General features: G+C 31.0%; 18 protein-coding genes and 1 riboswitch. Of the genes, 14 read left to right on the forward strand and 4 right to left on the reverse strand.

What is annotated here, in order from left to right; all coding sequences use genetic code 11:
- Positions 1–15: 15 nt before the first annotated feature.
- The 9 genes from ACSBO6_RS01250 to ACSBO6_RS01290 all read left to right on the forward strand — a co-directional run bounded on the left by ACSBO6_RS01250 (position 16) and on the right by ACSBO6_RS01290 (position 9,208).
- Entirely contained in the window at positions 16–498 is a 483-nt protein-coding gene (locus tag ACSBO6_RS01250) for a lasso peptide biosynthesis B2 protein (protein ID WP_098846533.1), read from the forward strand.
- The gene (locus tag ACSBO6_RS01255; RefSeq protein WP_098846545.1) at positions 491–1,693 is read left to right on the forward strand and encodes a nucleotidyltransferase domain-containing protein; all 1,203 of its coding nucleotides are present in this window, start codon (positions 491–493) and stop codon (positions 1,691–1,693) included. Before ACSBO6_RS01250 ends, ACSBO6_RS01255 begins: the two co-directional genes overlap by 8 nt.
- On the forward strand, positions 1,690–3,486 hold the full coding sequence (locus ACSBO6_RS01260) for an ABC transporter ATP-binding protein (RefSeq protein ID WP_098846534.1): 1,797 nt from the start codon (positions 1,690–1,692) through the stop codon (positions 3,484–3,486). The genes ACSBO6_RS01255 and ACSBO6_RS01260 overlap by 4 nt, the downstream gene beginning before the upstream one ends.
- A 57-nt stretch (positions 3,487–3,543) precedes the next feature.
- Complete coding sequence (locus ACSBO6_RS01265; RefSeq protein ID WP_498844039.1) at positions 3,544–4,557, forward strand: metallophosphoesterase; 1,014 nt, start codon at positions 3,544–3,546, stop codon at positions 4,555–4,557.
- Positions 4,558–4,627: 70 nt separating this feature from the next.
- Entirely contained in the window at positions 4,628–5,536 is a 909-nt protein-coding gene (locus tag ACSBO6_RS01270; RefSeq protein ID WP_098846536.1) for an LCP family glycopolymer transferase, read from the forward strand.
- Between the two features lie 518 nt (positions 5,537–6,054).
- Positions 6,055–6,825, forward strand: a complete 771-nt coding sequence (locus tag ACSBO6_RS01275; RefSeq protein ID WP_498844040.1) for a hypothetical protein — start codon at positions 6,055–6,057, stop codon at positions 6,823–6,825.
- 45 nt (positions 6,826–6,870) lie between these two features.
- Positions 6,871–7,446, forward strand: a complete 576-nt coding sequence (locus ACSBO6_RS01280; RefSeq protein WP_498844041.1) for a hypothetical protein — start codon at positions 6,871–6,873, stop codon at positions 7,444–7,446.
- The gene (gene lepB / locus ACSBO6_RS01285) at positions 7,446–8,000 is read left to right on the forward strand and encodes a signal peptidase I (protein WP_498844042.1); all 555 of its coding nucleotides are present in this window, start codon (positions 7,446–7,448) and stop codon (positions 7,998–8,000) included. Before ACSBO6_RS01280 ends, lepB begins: the two co-directional genes overlap by 1 nt.
- Before the next feature lie 26 nt (positions 8,001–8,026).
- A complete protein-coding gene (locus tag ACSBO6_RS01290) occupies positions 8,027–9,208 on the forward strand; it encodes a hypothetical protein (protein WP_498844043.1) in 1,182 nt (393 codons plus the stop codon).
- 98 nt (positions 9,209–9,306) lie between these two features.
- Here the strand turns inward: ACSBO6_RS01290 and ACSBO6_RS01295 are convergent, their stop codons facing one another.
- From ACSBO6_RS01295 to ACSBO6_RS01305, 3 genes are all read right to left on the reverse strand, one after another.
- Positions 9,307–9,627, reverse strand: coding sequence for a helix-turn-helix domain-containing protein (locus ACSBO6_RS01295; protein WP_098846541.1), 321 nt, complete (start codon positions 9,625–9,627; stop codon positions 9,307–9,309).
- A gap of 62 nt (positions 9,628–9,689) precedes the next feature.
- Positions 9,690–9,827: a hypothetical protein gene (locus ACSBO6_RS01300; protein WP_180232946.1), complete on the reverse strand. Its 138-nt coding sequence runs from the start codon at positions 9,825–9,827 to the stop codon at positions 9,690–9,692.
- Between the two features lie 35 nt (positions 9,828–9,862).
- Positions 9,863–9,993: riboswitch (cyclic di-GMP riboswitch) on the reverse strand.
- A gap of 399 nt (positions 9,994–10,392) precedes the next feature.
- The gene (locus ACSBO6_RS01305) at positions 10,393–10,911 is read right to left on the reverse strand and encodes a sigma-70 family RNA polymerase sigma factor (RefSeq protein ID WP_180232877.1); all 519 of its coding nucleotides are present in this window, start codon (positions 10,909–10,911) and stop codon (positions 10,393–10,395) included.
- 307 nt (positions 10,912–11,218) lie between these two features.
- Here ACSBO6_RS01305 and ACSBO6_RS01310 point away from each other — a divergent pair, with 307 nt between their 5' ends.
- Entirely contained in the window at positions 11,219–11,752 is a 534-nt protein-coding gene (locus ACSBO6_RS01310; RefSeq protein WP_098845482.1) for a competence protein ComK, read from the forward strand.
- A gap of 81 nt (positions 11,753–11,833) precedes the next feature.
- Here ACSBO6_RS01310 and ACSBO6_RS01315 read toward each other — a convergent pair whose 3' ends face one another.
- Entirely contained in the window at positions 11,834–12,742 is a 909-nt protein-coding gene (locus ACSBO6_RS01315; RefSeq protein ID WP_098845483.1) for an accessory Sec system S-layer assembly protein, read from the reverse strand.
- 462 nt (positions 12,743–13,204) lie between these two features.
- On the opposite strand from ACSBO6_RS01315, the gene ACSBO6_RS01320 reads away from it, so the two are divergent.
- The 4 genes from ACSBO6_RS01320 (at position 13,205) to ACSBO6_RS01335 (ending at position 19,819) form a co-directional block, all read left to right on the forward strand.
- On the forward strand, positions 13,205–13,783 hold the full coding sequence (locus ACSBO6_RS01320) for a YARHG domain-containing protein (RefSeq protein WP_098845484.1): 579 nt from the start codon (positions 13,205–13,207) through the stop codon (positions 13,781–13,783).
- Between the two features lie 375 nt (positions 13,784–14,158).
- On the forward strand, positions 14,159–15,400 hold the full coding sequence (locus tag ACSBO6_RS01325) for a TcaA 3rd/4th domain-containing protein (RefSeq protein ID WP_142339197.1): 1,242 nt from the start codon (positions 14,159–14,161) through the stop codon (positions 15,398–15,400).
- 231 nt (positions 15,401–15,631) lie between these two features.
- On the forward strand, positions 15,632–16,249 hold the full coding sequence (locus ACSBO6_RS01330) for a lysozyme family protein (RefSeq protein ID WP_498844044.1): 618 nt from the start codon (positions 15,632–15,634) through the stop codon (positions 16,247–16,249).
- Positions 16,250–16,558: 309 nt separating this feature from the next.
- Positions 16,559–19,819: an SH3 domain-containing protein gene (locus ACSBO6_RS01335; protein WP_498844045.1), complete on the forward strand. Its 3,261-nt coding sequence runs from the start codon at positions 16,559–16,561 to the stop codon at positions 19,817–19,819.
- The last annotated feature ends 78 nt before the right edge of the window (positions 19,820–19,897 follow it).

Here is a 19,897-nt window from a genome sequence, read left to right on the forward strand (position 1 = left end):
GGTAGGAAGTAACTCATGGCGATTATTAATAGATTAAGATTATTTTTATCTATGGATCTAAAAAATAAGCTTTTATTCGTTGAAGCCTATGTTTGGTTAGGATGGGGAAGATTTTTGAAAGGTAAGCAATTCGCAAAAGTTGCTCCATCATTAGGTAGCCGAATGGCTGAAACATCAGTCAATTATCAGGAAGAAAATAAACAAATTATAAGAAGTATATCTAGTGCATTAAATATAATGAGCAAATATACGTTTTGGGAAAGCAAATGTCTCGTAAAGGCAATAGCAGGTATGAAGATGCTAGAAAGGCGTGAAATAAGTAGTACTCTCTATTTAGGAACTGCAAAAGATGAAGATGGAAAACTGATTGCCCATGCTTGGCTAAGAAGTGGCCCCTTCTATGTTACAGGCTCAGAAGGTATGGAGAAATTTACAGTGGTTGGAAAATTCGCGAAAGTATTAAATGAGGAATATACAAATGGAGAAAACAATGAGTAAAAATTTCAACTTGGACTTATCTCGTATCCCTAAAGAATTGATCTTACTGCTTGAATTTTTAAAGATAGATGATTGTAATAGCTTATTATTAAATAATGATAGGCTTATAAAAAATATTGATTGGAATAAATTTCTTGATTTGGCACAACATCATCGTGTGTACTCAGTTATTTATCCAAAGTTAAAGGTCATGAATGAATCTATTGTTCCAACCTATGTTATTCAAACACTTAAACACCAATTTCAAAAAAATACATTCCAAATGCTTCACTTAAGCGCAGAGATGGAAAAGGTAAGTAGACTTTTTTCTGTAAATGATATTCGAGTACTTTTTCTAAAAGGACCGGTACTTGCTACAGAACTGTATGGAGATATCTCTTTAAGAACGTCAAGTGACTTAGACATTCTAATTCCAATAAAGGATTTAGATCGAGCAGAACAAGTTTTAATAGAAGAAGGTTTCGAAAAAGATGAGTATATCAAAACGGTACTGAATGACTGGAAGTGGAGGCATCATCATATAACATACTTTCATCCAAAAAAGAGAATTAAATTAGAAGTACATTGGAGACTGAACCCTGGACCTAGAAAGGAACCGAGTTTTAATGATTTGTGGAAAAGAAAAAGGAAGAGTTCAATTACGAAGTTTCCTATTTATATTTTAGGAAGTGAAGATCTGTTTTTATTTTTAATTTCACATGGTGCACGTCATGGTTGGTCTCGCCTTAGATGGTTATTGGATATTCATCAAATAATGACTAAACCGATTAATTGGGAACATATAAGTATTTTATTAAAAAGATATCAATGCTTTCATATCGGAGGACAAGCAATTTTATTATCCTCTCATTTATTAAATACTCCTGTTATTAAAGAAAATGAACAATATATTAGTAGTAACTTAGTTAGGAATTTAGCTCAAGATACTATTTATTATTTAGAAAATATGATTAATTTACATACAGATCCAGTGCCAGAGGATGTATCTAAGTATCACGAACGTCATTTATTTTCATTAATGTCATTCGAACAAAAGGTACTATTTACCCTAAGCTTTTTATATCCATATCCTGAAGATGCGGAATTATTACCACTACCAAAATATTTACATCTATTATATTTTCCTTTACGTCCTTTCTTATGGGTATGGAGAAAAACAAGGAAACTTGTATCCATAGGAGGATTTAATAAATGAAAGATATATTTTATTTTTTGAAACAAATTTATTCATTTACTGGGAAAATCTTATATTTTAACCTTTTGGCTATGTCATTCATTGGGTTGTTAGAAGGATTAGGTATGCTTTTGTTAATCCCAATCATTAATATGAGTGGATTGGTAAATCTAAATAGTTTAAACGGGGGATATTCAGGATTATTAAAATTTCTAAAATATATCCCATTCCCACTAAACTTAGTAAATATTTTATTGATATATGTTTTACTTATTATTAGTCAGAACCTTATTCAACGGAAAATATCAATTCGTAATGTGTTAATTCAGGAGCGTTTTTTGAGGCATTTGAGAATTGAGACTTACACTAAGCTACTACACTCAAATTGGAATTTTTTTATCAAAAATAGGAAGTCAGATCTAATAAATATTGTTCTTGCAGAAGTTGTGCGCGCTAGTAATGGAACAAATTCATTTTTGCAATTTATGTCATCATTAATTTTGACAACTATACAAGTTATTCTTGCATTTTGGCTATCACCAAATATTACACTCTTTGTTATATTATTTGGGTTAATTCTTATTTTCTTTAATCGGAATTTTCTCAAAAGATCATTAACATTAGGGAACAGAAATTTTGAATTAGCCAAAAACTACTTCGCAGGTATTAATGATCAGGTGAATGGAATAAAAGATATTAAAAGTAATAGTCTCGAACAATCAAGACTCGAATGGTTTGGAAAAATTACGCAAGATATGCAGAATGAACAAGTGGAATATACTAAATTAAAGTCAACTTCACAATTATATTATAAAGTTGCTTCTGCTATTTTAATTGCAACTTTTATTTTTATTGGAGTAAAACTATTTAAAGCTCAAGCGGGACAACTTATGTTAATTACAGTCATCTTTTCGAGGTTATGGCCTAGGGTTGCGGGTATTCAGGCTTCAATGGAACAAATAGCAACAAATCTGCCTTCATTTAAAGCTGTAAAAGCTTTTCAAAATGAATGTGACGTTGCGAAAGAATTTGAATCGAAATCAGAACAAATTGTTAAAGCAATTTCTTTAAAGAAAGAAATTGAATGCCGTAATGTATATTTTCGATATAATTCAAATGAAAAGTTACAAGCACTTCAAGATATTAGTTTAATTATACCTACAAATCAGATGACAGCTTTTGTAGGGAGATCGGGTGCCGGAAAAAGTACTTTAGTTGATATTTTAATGGGCCTAAATCAACCTGAAAAAGGTGAAGTATTAATAGATGGAATTCCGTTAATAAAAGAGCATTTACCATCACTTAGAAATGCTATTAGTTATGTGCCTCAAGATCCATATTTATTTAATACTACTATTAGAGATAACTTATTGTTAGTCAATCCAAATGCAAGTGAAGAACAAATGTGGGAGGCTTTGGAATTTGCCTCAGCTGCTGAATTTATAAATAGACTCCCAAATAAATTAGATACATTGATTGGTGATCGCGGCATTAGACTTTCAGGGGGAGAAAGACAGAGATTAGTGTTAGCTCGAGCTATTCTTAGAAATCCATCAATCCTAGTACTTGATGAAGCTACAAGTTCGCTTGATACTGAAAGTGAGGCAAGGATACAAGAAGCAATAGAACGCTTAAAAGGAAAAATGACGATTATCGTCATTGCTCATCGATTATCAACAATACGAAATGCTGATCAAGTTGTTGTTCTAGAGCAAGGTAAAGTAATTCAAAAAGGTGAATTTAATCAACTAGCTTCAGAAAAGAAAAGCATCTTTAGTAATCTACTACGGAATCAATGGGAAGCTAGTCTATGATAAACACTCATTTAATATGTAGTGTTTTTCTTATTTTATTATATGGAGAGGATGGGTTTGAAAAAGGCAAAACATACATTTTTAATCGTTATGTTAGTAACCATTATTCTATTAGTTACCCATACATATTGGCATAATAGCCATATCAAAATTGTAAAACAGGATATTATTATTAATCACCTACCTAAAGAACTTGAAGGATATAAAATTCTCCAAATTACAGATTTGCACAATAAAGAGTTTGGTAAAAATCAAAATCGCTTGATTAAATCTATTAATTCAATTGATTACGATTCAATTGTTTTCACAGGAGACATGGTTTTTAATAAAGAAATTAAAAACTATAAGCCTTTTTATGATCTATTAGCTGGGATTCGAAATAAAGAGAACGCTATTTATGTACCCGGTAATGAAGATCCTGAGGCATATTATGTTAATTCAAAAGGTGACTTGGTAAAAAGTAAGTTTATAAAAGAAATTGAAAAACGAGGCGTCAAATTTTTAGAGTCTGTTTATTCTGTGAAAAAAAACAATTCCTCTATAAACTTTGTCGATTTTGAGATGTCGATTCTAAATCCAGCTCTAGATTATAAACCCACTAATGGAATTTTTTCACCAGATTATATGGGAACAGTACAGTATGCTAATCATCGTGAAAAATTGCTAGGAGAGATTTCTAGTATTGATCATTTAAAAAACAATGACATCTTAATAGCGCTTAATCATTTTCCTGTTGTCGATGCGCGTATTGATACACTATTAAATAATCAAAATTTAAAGTTTAAAGACAGGAAGTATGATTTAATTATTGCCGGACATTATCATGGTGGCCAAATTCGATTCCCTTTAATTGGAGCTCTGTTTGTACCAGAAGCATGGTATAAAAGAAATGGTCTGTTTCCACCACAAAATCGGGTAAGAGGACTATGGGAATACAAACATACGAAACAATATGTTAGTACAGGTTTAGGAAGTAGTGAAGCAATTCCAGGGCTAAAATTCCGATTATTTAATCCACCAGAAATTAATGTATTGACATTAAAAAGCAGTAAAAAAAATAGCAGCAATTAATCCTCATTTACAAGAGTACATAAAGCTAGCTTAATAATGTAAACCAATTTACATAAAAGGAGTAATTCTAATGAGCTGGAAAAAAGTAATGTTACGCATTGGTTTAGCAGTACTAGGTTTAGTGGTAATTGTCGGAGCAACTGGATTCTATATCTACCACCAAGTTGAAAACACGACAAGTACAATATACCAGTCTATAGAGAAGACAAGAAAAAGAAATACACCATTAAATATGAAGGAAAAAGATCCATTCTCAGTATTACTCCTAGGAGTAGACAAACGACCTGGTGATAAGGGACGCTCTGATTCACTAATGGTCATAACAGTAAATCCTACAAAACATACGACGAAAATTATTAGTATTCCGCGCGATACTCGTACTGAAATAGTTGGGAAAAATCGTACTGATAAGATTAATCATGCATTTGCATTCGGTGGTATACAGATGAGTGTAAATACTGTGGAGAAATTTTTAAACATACCGATTGATTATTATTTAGAGGTCAATATGGAGGGATTTAAGGATATTGTGGATGCAATTGGCGGAGTAGAGATCATGAATACGCTAGATTTTACAAATGACGGTTTTCACTTTGAAAAGGGATTATTGTCTTTAAATGGAGAAAAGGCGTTAAGTTTCTCGAGAATGCGTTACGAGGATCCACAAGGTGATTTTGGACGAGAAGCTAGGCAACGTCAAATTATTCAGGAAGTCATTAATAAAGGAACAAAAATTAAAAGTTTAGTTAGTTATAAGGATATATTGAATTCGATAAGTAAAAATCTGGAAACTAATTTAACGTTAGATGAAATGTTCGATATTCAGAAAAGTTACCGTAGTGCTACTGTCAATGTTGAGCAACAGCAATTAGAAGGTAGTGGAAAAATGATCAAGGGTATCTACTATTATTTAGTACCAGAAGAAAATCGTTTAGCACTCTCAAATGAGCTACGTGATCAGTTGGGATTAACACAATAAGCGTGAATTATTAAAAACACCGATTTGTAATATGGTTCAACTATATTACAAATCGGTGTTTTTTTGTTTTGTTTTAACTAATGAATAAGATTTGAACTTGAAAGATTATTCCTCTGTGGTTTCTACAAGTTTCTACATACTGATTCAACCGCAAACTTGTAGGCTACTAAAGACCTAGTACTTAATCCTAGTTTTTCCATTTAAACAAGAAAAAAAATAGAGAATGAACAGTATTTATATTTATTCGATTTCGTATTTTATATGTAAAAAGTACTACCTAATAGAGTTATAGTTAGCAAAGTTCTGTTTTGACAACAGAAAATAACAAATAGAGACAATATTAGTCAAAAATAGATTTAATAAAACAATATTTACGTCGTTTTATGTCTAAATAACACTTTTCATAAGGTTTTAACTCAATTGTTAGATTATTTAGCCTTTTGTATAGTTAAAATGTATACGTTCTCATGGAAGAACAAAATACAAACTATATATACAATTTAGGGAGAGAGAAAGAAATGAAAAAGGTTAAGAGTAAAGTTGTAATTGGGATCGTATCTGCTGGTTTAGTTATTTCTGGAGGAATTGCATTTGCAAGTACTAATGCGGGTGAGTTATTAACGAATTGGGCTAATTCTAAAACTTCTGATGCAAAAACAGAGCTTTCTTCATCATATGATTCAAAATATAATTCTTCAGTTGCAGATATGAAAACTGATGTAAATAATTACAAAGTTGATGCTGCAAACACGATTGAAGCAGTAGGAGACGCTCAAACAAAGTTGGCAAATCAACAAATTAGTGCGGCTTTAAATGAGCATATTGCTGCAATTTCTGAAGCTATGGCAGCTTTAAACATGAGCATTCCTGCTGATTTTGCTAACTATGTTTCAACAACAAATGGTAAAACAACTTCTGATTTAAATGCATTAGCAGATACATTAAATAATAGCTTTAATGCACAGCTTTCAGCGGTTGCTAAAAGTGCGGATTCAAAACTTCAATCTAATTTAAATTCTTCTCGTACAACGGCTGTGAACACTTTAACACAAAAAATTCAAGATGCTAAAGCTGAAATAACTACATTAATTAACACTCAAGCATCTGATTCTGAAAAAGCTGTTTTAGAACACTTATCTTCTGAAATTGATCGTATTGAAGCTTCATTAAAATCTGAAATTGATACGCAAAAAGAAGCAGCATTTAAAACGCTAGAAGATACACAATCAAAAACTACTAATGATGCTATTAAAGATATGCAAGATTTAGTGGATGCGATTAATAAATAAGATATAAAAGTTTGTTTTTTTCATGTAGTCATTAGGGGGTAAATTATGCAGAATCGTATTGAAAAAACGGAAAAACAAACATGGGTCTCCAAAAAAATTAAAAAGCTTTTAATTGGATCTGTTACGTTAAGTGGTAGTTTGCTCATCGCAACGACGTTTTCATTTGCAGATACAAATTTACCGGCAGCAATGACTGCATGGACAAGCCTACAAACTAAGCAAGCAAGTGATTATATTATTGGAATGACGGAAGCAGAATCTACTAAGCAAAAAGCACGTTTAATTCAAGAAGTGCAAAAGAAGGCGAAAGAATCTGCTGATGAAATACAAAAATATGCAACACAAAAAAGCTTAGAATCACAAAGAGAGCTTCAGAAGTATGGAGATCAATTGATTAAACAAATTGATAATAAGAACGAAAAGGATGTACAAGAAGCAAAAGCAAGAATTGATGAAATTATACAAAACGCTCAGGAACAAGTAAAAGAGGAAATTAAACAGCAAGTTCCTAAGGTGAACTCAAATAACGGAAATAAATCCAATGAAACATCTAACTCGGAAAATGGTGATTCACAAAATAAAAACAGCCAAGAACAGTCTAACGAGGAAGGTCAACAGTAATGAATGCTTCTAAAATTGAAGAACAAAACGTAAAAACTTTTAGTCAGTCATTCTTTGAATGGATGAGATTCTTTTTAATTTTAAGTGTTCTTTTAGTTGTTTTACTAAACACAGTTGGACTTACTAAAGTTAGTGGATATTCAATGTATCCTACTTTAAACGATAGGGATATAGTCTTTGTGAATAAATTAGCTCGTTTTACGCACGATCCTGAACTTGGAGATGTTGCGATTATGAAATTAAGAGCTGAGGGATTTGATGTTGTAAAACGAATAATTGGAGTGCCTGGGGACACGGTTTTTATAAAGGATGGAATTATTTATGTGAATAATCAACCGGTTCCAGAAATCTCCACAAATGGGACTTCTGAAGATATGGAAAAAATAACGGTTCCTAAAAACAAAGTATTTGTTGTTGGTGATAATCGAGAGCCGGGAATAAGCTTTGATAGCCGAAGTAAAGATTTTGGATTTATACCTATTAATGATATTAAGGGTTATGTTCTTGTTTCAATATTACCTATTCATAAAATTGCGAAACCACTTAAAGTGTAATCTGTCTAATGGAGGCACGAAAGATAATGGAAAAAAAGTCAATGAAAAAGAAAATTGCAGTTGGAATACTGGCTGCTGGAATCCTAACAACTTCTAGTTTAGCATTTGCATCTACAAATGCTGGGGAGTTATTTACAAATTATGCAGCTCAATTATTAAATGATGCGAAGTCATCTGTTAGTAGCACATTAGGCTCAAAAACTTCAGATATGATTGGGGCATTAAAAAATAAATTAAATGCATATGCTTCTGATACAGAAAATGGCGTTAATAGTAAACAAGGCGAGTTAGAACAAGCTGGTGTTAATAAAATTAACAATCAATCAGATGAGCATATTAACGCAATCAACAGTGCTTTACCTGGAATTAATCAAAATACTACCGACCAATTTTCACAGCTAGTAGCACAATTAAATGCTCAAACTACTGCTGGGGTTGAAGGGGAAGTTAACGGATTAAAACCTGACTTTAGTTCAGAAGTATCAAATGGGCAACAAAAAATTAATGCTGAGCAAGCTAAAGCGCTTAATGATTTAGAAGAGGCAATTAATGCTGCTAAAGTAACTTTAGGGCAATTAATTGATTTACAAAAACAAACAGCTGATCAACAAGTAAAAACTTATTTACAAGATCAAATTAACAAAATAACACAAATTATCAATGATGCAACAAGTGATCTAGAATTCAAAAAATCGAAAGCATTAGCTACTAAGGCAACAAATATAAAAAATGATACTATTAATGATTTAAATTCTTTAGCTAACGGATTATATACTCCACAAAATAGTTATCTAGCGGACTTTGAAAGTACAAGTTCACCATTTTCAATTGCTGGTGATTGGGAAAGAATTAATTCAAAAGTAGATGGAAAAACTGACTATTATTTAATTAGCAATAATATTTCTAATAACAGTTCTTCAACTGCTGAAGTGACAATAGATGTACCGGATAACGCATATAACGCATCCTTATCTTTTGATTATTTAGTTCTTTCGCAACTAAATAAAGATATCTTAACGATTTCATTAGATGGCAATGTACTAGTTAGCGAATCAGGTACAGGTAACAATTGGACAAATAAAAAACTTACGATTCAACCAGGTAAACACGTGTTAAAACTTACGTATTCAAAAGATAAATCTGGTAGCGCAAGCAAAGATGCTGGTTATATCGATAATATATCTTTAAAATACGATTTACGTAAATAAATGAGAAGAAGGGCACTCTTATGTTTGAAGTGCGCCCTTCTTAATTTTTGTCGGAAAAAAACCTTCAACTTAAAATGGAAACATTTTAAGTTGAAGGTTTATTTGCCTTGCTTATACTTATTAAACTCAATAAACTTTAATAATTCATCTTTTGGTATACCTGAATTAATCGCTTCTTGAAGGATATCCATCCATTCAGAATCAATAATTTTCGATGGATCAATATCATCTTTCAGGAGGCTTTCTGCCGTTGTATTGAAGACACCAGCAATTTTTTCAAGTACTTGAATTGAAGGATTGCTTTGTAGATTTCGTTCAATCGAACTTATGTAGGATTTTGCGATACCAGCACGTTCTGCAAGCTCTGTAAGTGACATTCCATGTTGTAAACGTAGTTTTTTAATTCGTTCTCCAATCATATAAGCTACTCCATATCTTTTTGACTATTACAAAAAGTATATCATAGTAGGAAGTAGTTCTCCTAGTTTTGACATGAATCTTTAACGCAATTGTAAAGAAATGCCCGCACATCATCAGGACTTATGCCTACTTCAATGCATTCTAGTAGTAAGTCGATCCAGTTTAATTCGGCAGAATGGTTTTCCAATTCACTGTACATGAATAATAGCCTCCTAAAATTAAGGTATAAAATACCTAGGTAACCCTGCTTTCTTAGTTCGTTTAATAGTTAAAAAATACAGTGAACTAGTGCTTTTTCTCTATATTTACAACTAAGATCAGTGGCTTTGCGTCCCAATCTCTCAATTGGTTTGCCTTTTTCTAGAGAGAGTTTCGGTTGATTTATTATAATTTTTAAAAAATTTATATAATAATTATATAATGAATCAATTACATAGTTTGTAGGAATTTGTAATTTCAAAAAAAACAATAATATTAATAATATTTCAATTATATTAAAAACATTAGATAAATCAAGGTGTTTTTTCATATTTGAAATAAACGAAAAAAATTTCAAAAAAAACATTTCGACATTTGTTAAAAAATATGTCGAAACACAAAAATGATTGGTAAAATTTAGTAATTTTAATATAATGTTACAGAATAGGTAAACAGTAGAGAATGTTAAAAAAGTGTGAGAAGTTTTTACTCAAAACGGCATAGCTTTGAAAATTATAAAAGTAGTAGAAAAGTAATAGTTTTTTTAGATAGATTTGAAATCTATTTTATTTTGAGTTTCTTAATCTTTTTAATGCATAACGATAACTAGACCGAACGCTAGATTCTTTCATATTTAAACTTTTTGCAATTTGAGGAAATTCATGATTATAATAAAAACGTTTTATTAGGATTTGCTTCTGTAAGGGAGAGATCCCATCTAGCAAACTTGTAAAATTAACGAGTGAAAATGATTCATCAAAATAGATTAAATCTTCACCATGGTCAGATGCTACAATTTGTTCATCATACTTAATTGCTTTGGATAGCTCATTTAATAAATAGCCTCTCACTGTAATAAAAGCATAACTTGAAAAGCTGCCCTTCTCAGTTTGATACTGTTGGTAAGCCCTCCATAATGCTATTTGACCAATTTGATAATATTCATCAAAGTTTTTATAGATATGCAGTTTCTTCATCGTTGCTTTTATCATTCGGGAATACTGGTTTAAGCATTCCTCGAATGTACTTGGCTTTAATTTTCCTGAAATTACTTGATAATCTACTTGTTCTTCACTACGCTTCATGCTTATAGCCTTTCTTAAAGGCATGCCCTTTTGTTTATTCCGCGGTGAAGTAACTATATAAAAAAATAGGAAATATATCATATCTGGAAATATCAATTAAGAATAAATGAAATAGAGAGAAAGTTGAGTATTGAAATTAAAACTTTAAATTTACTGGGAAAAATCGATTGAAAATATAATTATTAGTATTTTTAAAGGAAGGTAAAGTTTACTAAATCACTGGTTAACTCGTCATAGAAGTTTCAAAAATGCGGGAAGATAATTTTGATATAATCGAAATGTAAAAAATCCTAAAAAGGAGACGTCTATGTCGAAATTAGATTATGTTGTATCTTATGAAACAATGCTAATTGAAGCTGCGGAACATCCAGAGTATTTAACCAAAATAACAGATAAAGACAAAGGAGTAATCTATTCAAGACGACCAATGAAAGCAATCTTGAATGAATCCGCCCTTTATCATAATCAATCTATTAAAGGCCATCTCGAAGTCGTAAAAAGTAAATATCCAACTATGAAAAAGATTCCTCTTATGATTAATCCCACATTATCAATTATTATGATTCCTACATCTTCTCAAAATAACATATCTTGCAAATGGTTAAATTTTATCCAAATAAATAAATATATAAAAGAAAAAAGAAAAACAAAGATTCAGTTTAGGAATGGGGAAGAGAGGACATTACCAATTTCTTATTACATTTTTGATAAACAAATCAGTAAAGCTTCAAAGATTATTAGTATGTATTTAAGTCAGAAAGTAGAATACAAGCTAAAATCAGATGAAGAAAAGTTAATGATGATTAAGGAATTAATAGAAGGATATTCTTCTAATAAATAGGCTTAGCAGGGGAAGGGAATACAAAAAGCAGGCCTTAAGATCCTATTTGATCATAAATCCTGCTTTTAGCTTAATTATGCTTTAAATAACTTCTTGATCAGGTACTCTAATTGTCCATTGCGAGAACGTATTTATCTCTATTAGATCCTTAGGGAAGATAAATGTCCATGGTTTACTCGTATTTGCCTGGATTGTTAATGGAGGTAAGGTAAATAAACCTTTCGCAATTATTTCACCATTCTCATTTAACATTTCTAGTGGTAGTAATTCTAGATTAACTGCTTGTGTTGAACCATTTCGAACTAAAATATTGACTCCTAAGTTTCCTTCTTCATTATAGCTCGCTCGTAAAGCGTGTAAACTTACTTCATTTATGCGTAATTTAGGTAAAGAATTTACAAGATTGCTTAATTCTGCAATTTGTTCTTCAGTAAGTCGGCCTTCCCATGATGGATCGATATCTAATCTGTGAATAGTTTTTGACAAATCAAATGCTAATTCAAATCCTTTTTCAGGCAAGTCCTCTTTTAGTAAATACTCTCGTTCAAATACGAAGCGCCACGGGCGGCTACTACAAGGAGGCATTTCGCCAAGTTCTTCCAATCTAAATCCTTTTCTTGCTAATAGTTCACCTTCTTCACTAATCAATAATAGTATAGCATCTTCTAAACGAACTAATTTTTCTAAACTGTTGCGAACGAATGCTGTAACAGTTGCACTTCCATCATCATTCGTTTCAAGTTCAATTGCAGATAATGACAATTGATTTGGTTTTAAAGGAGAAAGCTCATTATTTAAAAATTGATAGACATAACGCTTTTCATCTTCAATATGCATTAATGGATGGAATGAAATTTTAGGATGAATTTCAACCACTTCATTTTCTTCAACTTGAACTGCTTGATCAGTAGATGTTTGTTGCAATAATTCATTCGATGAGACTGTTGAATCTTTTCCCTTTTGTAATAAACGCTTAATCGATGATAACATTTTGTTTTTCTACCCCCTGTGGACAAGATCATTCTTGAAATGCTGAAGCAAGACTTGCTGATATTTCTCTTTGTACTTTAGCTATTAGTATGTTCAAACAGAGTAAATCCTTCATATTTAAATGGTTGAATTGGACATCTTGTTGATACTGTCTTAAGTGTATCCCCTCAATCAATTGTTGTAAATACTCTAAATGTTCAGTCTAATATAAAAATTTAGCACTTAATGCCATGCTTTTTAAAATAATAAATTGTTTTTTTTATTCAACTAATAGAGAATGTCCCTAATTCCTCTGTGGGGATAGGGATTTTTTATTTATTAATATAGTATTTTTAAAATAGGTCTTTTCAATTGTGTTAACAACGTATTAAACTTCTATTAAAAGAATTGGATTTTAAGCAAATAGATTAGATAATATGATAAGTGTATCTATTTATAACTGTAATAGAGGAGTGAAAGATTTTGGCTAATAAGGAAGAAAACAAAGTTGAAAGTCGTTCAGAACATAGAAAACTTAAGAATAAGGAAGATGGTTTTAGTATTAAACGATACTTTTCATTAATAATATCGATAGCTGGGGTACTTATAATAGGTGCTACAGCAATTTTTTATGTTTACCCAAAAATAATGAATGAAGGTAATTTTCATCCAAAAAATGCTTCTACAGAGGTAGAAACGAAAAAGGTCGTAAAAAAAGAAACAAAGAGTGAAAAGACGACTGAAACAAAATCTAAGGAAGTTGCTAAAGAAACGACTAAAAAGGAAACAAAAGTTACCGAAGAAGAGAAGCAATCAACAGATTACGTTTTACCAGATAGTAATAGTAGAAAACTAACGAGTGCAGATCTAAATAAACTAGCTCGAAATGAATTGCGTTTAGCTCGAAATGAAATTTTCGCTAGACATGGTTTGGTATTTAAATCAAGCGACTTGACGATTTATTTTTCTTCTAAGTCTTGGTATAAACCAAATCCTGCATATGGCGGAGAACTTAATGATATTGAAAAATATAATTTAAATTTAATTAAATCAAGAGAATAGTTGGAAATTCAACAGTACCTTCTTTAATTAATTAACAAGAAAGCAAAGTTCAGTGATTAATGAACTTTGCTTTTTATCATTTTCATAGCTCCGCTTTCCTTAACTACTTCCTTTGCTGTCATTCCATCCATCTGATAATTCTGCCCCTTTATGAATTAGGGTTACTTCCACTATCTTATAAAAAAATTTCTTTTTACCCTTTAAATAAAAAATAGTATGATAGACTATAGTCTACTTTTTTAAAGTATTTATTTAGATTCATTTTATATGGTAGAAACAAGCATTAGATAGAATGAAAATTTAAGGGGAAGTTAAAAATAAATGGAAACTCAATTAAGAGAACAAAATTCCTTGTCAAGAGCGGGTATACGAACCATGAGAAAAAAACGAATACCTAGTTTTAAAAGAAAATGGATGTTTATTTTAATACCAATATTCGCTATCTTAATTACACATTTAACATTAAAATACTTAAATTCACCAGAAAGAATAGTAAAGATTTTTGATAAAGCAGTGTCAGATAATAATTATAAAGAAGTAACACAGATATTACAAAAAGGTGGTACTGCAGCATCTCTAGATGAAGAGTCAGTAATCGCATTTATGGATTACTTGAATAGCTATAATGTATTAGATCAATTAGACGATATGATTCAAGATAATAAGGTGATTAATAGTAAGTTAATAGATGGGCGTGGAAATTATGTACTATCAATTAGTAAAGGTAGTAAATTTTTAGGGATTTATCAAACGTATTCAATAAGTGCTCAGCCATTCGAATTAAAGATTTCTTCGCCAATTGATGACATTGAGTTAAAATTAAATAATCATATTATCCATTTAAAAAAAGACGAATACGAAACAACATACCATAAAATTTTACCTGGAAAGTACACTATGGCTGTTTCATATAAAGGTATTTATAGTGATGTTAAGGATGCTGTTGATATCGATTTTTCTTCAGCATCAAAAAATAAGTTATCTCAGGAATTAACTTTTAATGTTAGTTATGTCCAAATTTACTCAAACGAACCTGAGGCAGAACTTTTTGTAAATGGAAAAGATACTGGGCAAAAAGTAAGTGAACTAGATCGCTTTGGGCCGTTTTTATTAAATGGTAAAACAGTAGTTCACGCTGAAATTGAAAAGAATGGTGAATTATTTAAAACGGATGATGTTCCAATTACAGGGAAATATGTGGATTTAATGTTTGATATGCCAGTTGAAGACCAGGATGAGAAACAAAACGATGGTTTCTTTGCAGGGCTTAAACGATTTTTTGATAAGTATTTACCTAGTCCTAAGCCTTCTTCTGATTTAGAAGAAAAGCAACTAATTAACGGATTGTTTAATCAAAATGGCCAAGCATTCTTACAGTCTAAGGAATATCAAGACAAAATTAAGAAAAAAGGTACAACGCAAAAACTCATAAGCTTTTCTATGAAAAATTCAAAGCAAGATGATACGGGTATGATTATTACAACAAATGAGTCGTATGAGATAACTGATAAACATGGTAAGACTAAAATGAAATCATTTGAAATTACTTACCACTTTTCAAGAGAAAATGATGAATTAAAAATGGATCGTATAGTAGGAGTAAAAGAAATAAAATAAATGATAGTAAAAGAGTCTAATTTAAGTTGGACTCTTTTTTTTGTTGATTTAAAGTTAGAGGATTTACATTTATTAGGTTAGGTTTCAAAAGAAGAACAATTCTATTAAATGTTTATAATAAGAAATATTTCTTTTTTCACATTTTAATGTCAAATATATGTAGTTTTGACACATAGCTTTTTTAAATAGGAATATTCGTTATAATGTATTAAAGAGAAATGTTTGGAGGTAATGGAAAAGTATAGAATGTGGAAATTTATTAAAAGACTTCTTTTATTTATACTTCTGATGTCAATTATTGGATTATTTGCGATTTATCGTTATTATTTCCAGGATGTACTGAAGTATGAAACACAAGTTTATTATGAATTAAAGACGTCAAATTTAGAAGATTACACCCCTTTATTACTAGGACTAATGATGCAAGAAACGAAGGGGAAAGGAACAGATCCTATGCAAGCTTCAGAATCGCTAGGCCTTGCAAAGGATAGTATACAAGATACTTCAAAAAGCATACAACAAGGTGTCTCACACTTTATAGATGTGTATTCCTATGGTAAAAAGCAAGGCGTTGATTTACAAACCATCATACAAAGTTACAATATGGGAATTGCCTATATTGATTTTGTAAAAACACATGGAGGTAAACATTCAGATCAACTTGCTAAAACCTATTCCTTATCGATGGTAGAAAAGAATCCTGAGCTTTATACGTGTAATAATAATAAGAAAAATTTCAGATATCCATATTGTTATGGTGACTTCACATATAGTCAAAAAGTAATGAAGAAATCAAAGTACTTCGAGATTCTAGTTCCGCTTAAACATAATATAGTAGGAAAACCATAGTCCATGGAGAAGAGTTAAATGTCTTCTTTATGGACTTTTTAACTTTTTTTTTTGAATTATGTCAAATTAATTACAAAATAGTTGTCGTTTCGATAAAATATAACAATTCCCTTTTTTTACCTATATAATAAATATAAAAAATATTTCAATTTCCGACATTTTATGACTTATACTTAACTTTAGGATTAATTTTTTATTAATTTTAATTTTAAAAAATTTATAGTTTATTAATTTTAGTAGCTTAATAGAATTGGATTATTTTATTTTACGTTTTAAATGTAAAAGAGGTAGGAAAGGGAAGTTAAATACATGAAAAAAATAGGAAGAGTTCTTTTGGTATCAACAGGTATTCTAGTAGGCACATCCAGCATATCCTGTCCTAATATTGGCTTGGAAAGATTAAAAGCGAGTGCAGCAATCATAAACATTAAAACAAAGTATCAAACGACAGCAAGTCTAAATTTAAGACAGGGTGCAGGTACAACCTATAAGTCAATCTTGACTATTCCAAAAGGAAAAGTAATAACTGCAACACAAATAAATGGTAAATGGTTTAAGGTGACTTATAATTCCAAAACTGGTTGGGTAAGTGGTACTTATTTAAAGGAATACTATAAATATACTACTCAAGCGACTGCTTATTATTTTACAAATAAAACGACTAAGCTATATCCAACGCCTGATACAAAAAAAGCTGCAGTCTATTCAGTAGCGTCAAATAATGGTTTTAGTAGTACTCAAAACATAGTGAATAGCATTGGCCAGACTTGGTACCGTGTTAGTTATAATGGTAAAACATTGTATGTAAATAGCTCAGATGTTACAAAAAGTGCTGTAACTACTTTTGCTAAGGCAAATTATAAAGCAATTAAAATAGCTGGTTTATATCAATCATTTGGAAATTCGTCTAAACTGCTAGCGAAAATACCAATTGGTACTATAGTTGCATCATCTAAACGAATTGGTAACTGGTATAACGTTACGTATAATGGAAAAACAGGTTATGTTTATATCAGTAATTTTACGAAAGCAAATGAAATAAAATATGAAACAACAAGTACTGCATACTATTTTTCGAAAGCAGTCACTAACTTATATGCAACTCCAGATACTACAAAACCTGTAGTAACTACAGTTAGTGGAAATAATGGCTTTGCTTCAACTCAAAAAGCGACAGATTTGGTAGGGAAGATCTGGTACCGAATTAATTATAATGGGCAAAATCTTTATGTTAAGAGTGAGGATGTAATTGCAAATAGCTTCACAACATTTACAACGACGAAGTATAAAGCAATTAAAATGGCTGGTTTATATCAATCATTTGGAAATTCGTCTAAACTGCTAGCACAAATACCAATTGGTACCATAGTTTCATCATCTAAACGAATTGGTAACTGGTATAATGTTACGTATAATGGAAAAACAGGTTATGTTTATATCAGTAATTTTACGAAAGCAAATGAAATAAAATATGAAACAATAAGTACTGCATATTATTTTACAAAAGCAGTCACTAACTTATATGCAACTCCAGATACTACAAAACCTGTAGTAACTACAGTTAGTGGAAATAATGGCTTTGCTTCAACTCAAAAAGCAACAGATTTGGTAGGGAAGATCTGGTACCGAATTAATTATAATGGGCAAAATCTTTATGTTAAGAGTGAGGATGTAATTGCAAATAGCTTCACAACATTTACAACGACGAAGTATAAAGCAATTAAAATGGCTGGTTTATATCAATCATTTGGAAATTCGTCTAAACTGCTAGCACAAATACCAATTGGTACCATAGTTTCATCATCTAAACGAATTGGTAACTGGTATAACGTTACGTATAATGGAAAAACAGGTTATGTTTATATCAGTAATTTTACGAAAGCAAATGAAATAAAATATGAAACAACAAGTACTGCATATTATTTTACGAAAGCAGTCACTAACTTATATGCAACTCCAGATGCGACAAAACCTGTAGTAACTACAGTTAGTGAAGATAATGGCTTTGCTTCAACTCAAAAAGCGACAGATTTGGTAGGGAAGATTTGGTACCAAATTAATTATAATGGGCAAAATCTTTATGTTAAAAGTGAAGATGTAACTGCAAATAGCTTCACAACGTTTACTGCTACAAATTATAAAACACTTAATGCAACCTATTTATACGAATCGTTCGGCAATGTATCGAAACAACTTACTCAAATTCCAAAAGATACAGTTATCTCGATTAGCGAAAAAATTGGTGATTGGTACCGTGTGAAATATAACGATATAAATGGATATGTAAAAGCGGTAGATTTCGAAAAAAGCGATGTCGTGACGATCACAAATATAACAGATACGACATATATTACGACTTCAGAATTGAATTTACGTCAAACTTATGATGCTTCTTCTCCATTACTTATAGTAATTCCGGTTAATATGGTTTTAATTGCAACTGATAAAACTTCTAACAACTGGTATAAGGTTAGTTACAATGGGAAAACGGGATATGTATCAGGAACATATATCAAACAAGTAAAAACTGGTGATCCAATGACATCAAGGGATAGCTATCAGTTTATTGATTTGCGTACACCTTCGCCTGTAACTGCTACGCAAATTAATAACTATATTGCTAGTAATGTGACAAGTGGCGTTAAAAGTATTCTGACTGGTCAAGGTCAATTATTTGTTGATGCTGGAAATAAGTACGGTGTAAATGCACTTTATTTAGCAGCACATGCCATTCATGAAAGTGGATTTGGTAAGTCTCAAATTTCTTTAGGAAAAAATAACTTATTTGGCTTTGGTTCATATGATGCAACACCATATATAGCATCTTACAAGTTTATGAGTGTACAAGAAAACGTAGAGTATATTGCACGCTCAATTAAATCAACCTATTTAAATCCAAGTAACTGGAAATATCATGGTGCATATCTTGGATTTAGTACAAAAGATATGAATAATGTAAGAATTGATCCAGCGAGTGAAGGAATGAATTTTTATTACGCGACTGATCCGAATTGGGGTATTTTGATTGCTCAACATATGCAAAAAATACTACCGTTTGATAAAGCGTACTATGATAAAGCTCAACCGAATACTATAATTCCAGGCAGTCCATCTACTCCTGTTGGTAGTGATGTATTCCCTGCTAGTATCCAAGCGGTTACAAAAGGAAACATCGATCTATATGCTGCAAAGGGAGACACGGCTAAAGTCAAATCGATAGCAGCAGGTACTGACTTCCTTCTGCTTGAAAAAACAAATGATTATTGGATTAAATTATCAATTGATGGGAATGTTTTTTGGACAAACAGTATCAAATTAAATGCTTATAGCCAAACTTTATCTGTTAAAAACTTAGGTAGAACAACAGGTGGTGTAAACCTACGCTCATCTGCAACTATTACTGGAAGCAATATAATTGATACGTTGAACGCTAATACTTATGTAAGTATTGTTTTAAATACAGATGGTACTTTAGCGATGGATAGTACAAAAAAATGGTTTAAAATCCAATTAGAGGATGGAAGCCTTGGATGGATATCTTCAAGCTATATTAAACAAGAATTAAAATAAAAAAAGTGACTCCGTGTGAGTCACTTTTTTACTAGTTTTAAAGAAAAGTATGTTTATATGATACAATGAAAAATAGAA

The organism is Bacillus sp. AL-1R (genome assembly GCF_052180195.1).
Taxonomy (GTDB): domain Bacteria; phylum Bacillota; class Bacilli; order Bacillales; family Bacillaceae_G; genus Gottfriedia.

What these genes read in the sequence shown, in the direction of transcription:
- ACSBO6_RS01275 (WP_498844040.1), top strand. Translation starts at nt 6,055, where the DNA reads ATGAAAAAGGTTAAGAGTAAAGTTGTAATTGGGATCGTATCTGCTGGT.
- ACSBO6_RS01315 (WP_098845483.1), bottom strand. Translation starts at nt 12,742, where the DNA reads ATGTTATCATCGATTAAGCGTTTATTACAAAAGGGAAAAGATTCAACA.
- ACSBO6_RS01325 (WP_142339197.1), top strand. Translation starts at nt 14,159, where the DNA reads ATGAGAAAAAAACGAATACCTAGTTTTAAAAGAAAATGGATGTTTATT.
- ACSBO6_RS01260 (WP_098846534.1), top strand. Translation starts at nt 1,690, where the DNA reads ATGAAAGATATATTTTATTTTTTGAAACAAATTTATTCATTTACTGGG.
- ACSBO6_RS01330 (WP_498844044.1), top strand. Translation starts at nt 15,632, where the DNA reads ATGGAAAAGTATAGAATGTGGAAATTTATTAAAAGACTTCTTTTATTT.
- ACSBO6_RS01305 (WP_180232877.1), bottom strand. Translation starts at nt 10,911, where the DNA reads ATGAAGCGTAGTGAAGAACAAGTAGATTATCAAGTAATTTCAGGAAAA.
- ACSBO6_RS01335 (WP_498844045.1), top strand. Translation starts at nt 16,559, where the DNA reads ATGAAAAAAATAGGAAGAGTTCTTTTGGTATCAACAGGTATTCTAGTA.
- ACSBO6_RS01270 (WP_098846536.1), top strand. Translation starts at nt 4,628, where the DNA reads ATGAGCTGGAAAAAAGTAATGTTACGCATTGGTTTAGCAGTACTAGGT.
- ACSBO6_RS01290 (WP_498844043.1), top strand. Translation starts at nt 8,027, where the DNA reads ATGGAAAAAAAGTCAATGAAAAAGAAAATTGCAGTTGGAATACTGGCT.
- ACSBO6_RS01280 (WP_498844041.1), top strand. Translation starts at nt 6,871, where the DNA reads ATGCAGAATCGTATTGAAAAAACGGAAAAACAAACATGGGTCTCCAAA.
- ACSBO6_RS01300 (WP_180232946.1), bottom strand. Translation starts at nt 9,827, where the DNA reads ATGTACAGTGAATTGGAAAACCATTCTGCCGAATTAAACTGGATCGAC.
- ACSBO6_RS01250 (WP_098846533.1), top strand. Translation starts at nt 16, where the DNA reads ATGGCGATTATTAATAGATTAAGATTATTTTTATCTATGGATCTAAAA.
- ACSBO6_RS01310 (WP_098845482.1), top strand. Translation starts at nt 11,219, where the DNA reads ATGTCGAAATTAGATTATGTTGTATCTTATGAAACAATGCTAATTGAA.
- ACSBO6_RS01255 (WP_098846545.1), top strand. Translation starts at nt 491, where the DNA reads ATGAGTAAAAATTTCAACTTGGACTTATCTCGTATCCCTAAAGAATTG.
- lepB (WP_498844042.1), top strand. Translation starts at nt 7,446, where the DNA reads ATGAATGCTTCTAAAATTGAAGAACAAAACGTAAAAACTTTTAGTCAG.
- ACSBO6_RS01295 (WP_098846541.1), bottom strand. Translation starts at nt 9,627, where the DNA reads ATGATTGGAGAACGAATTAAAAAACTACGTTTACAACATGGAATGTCA.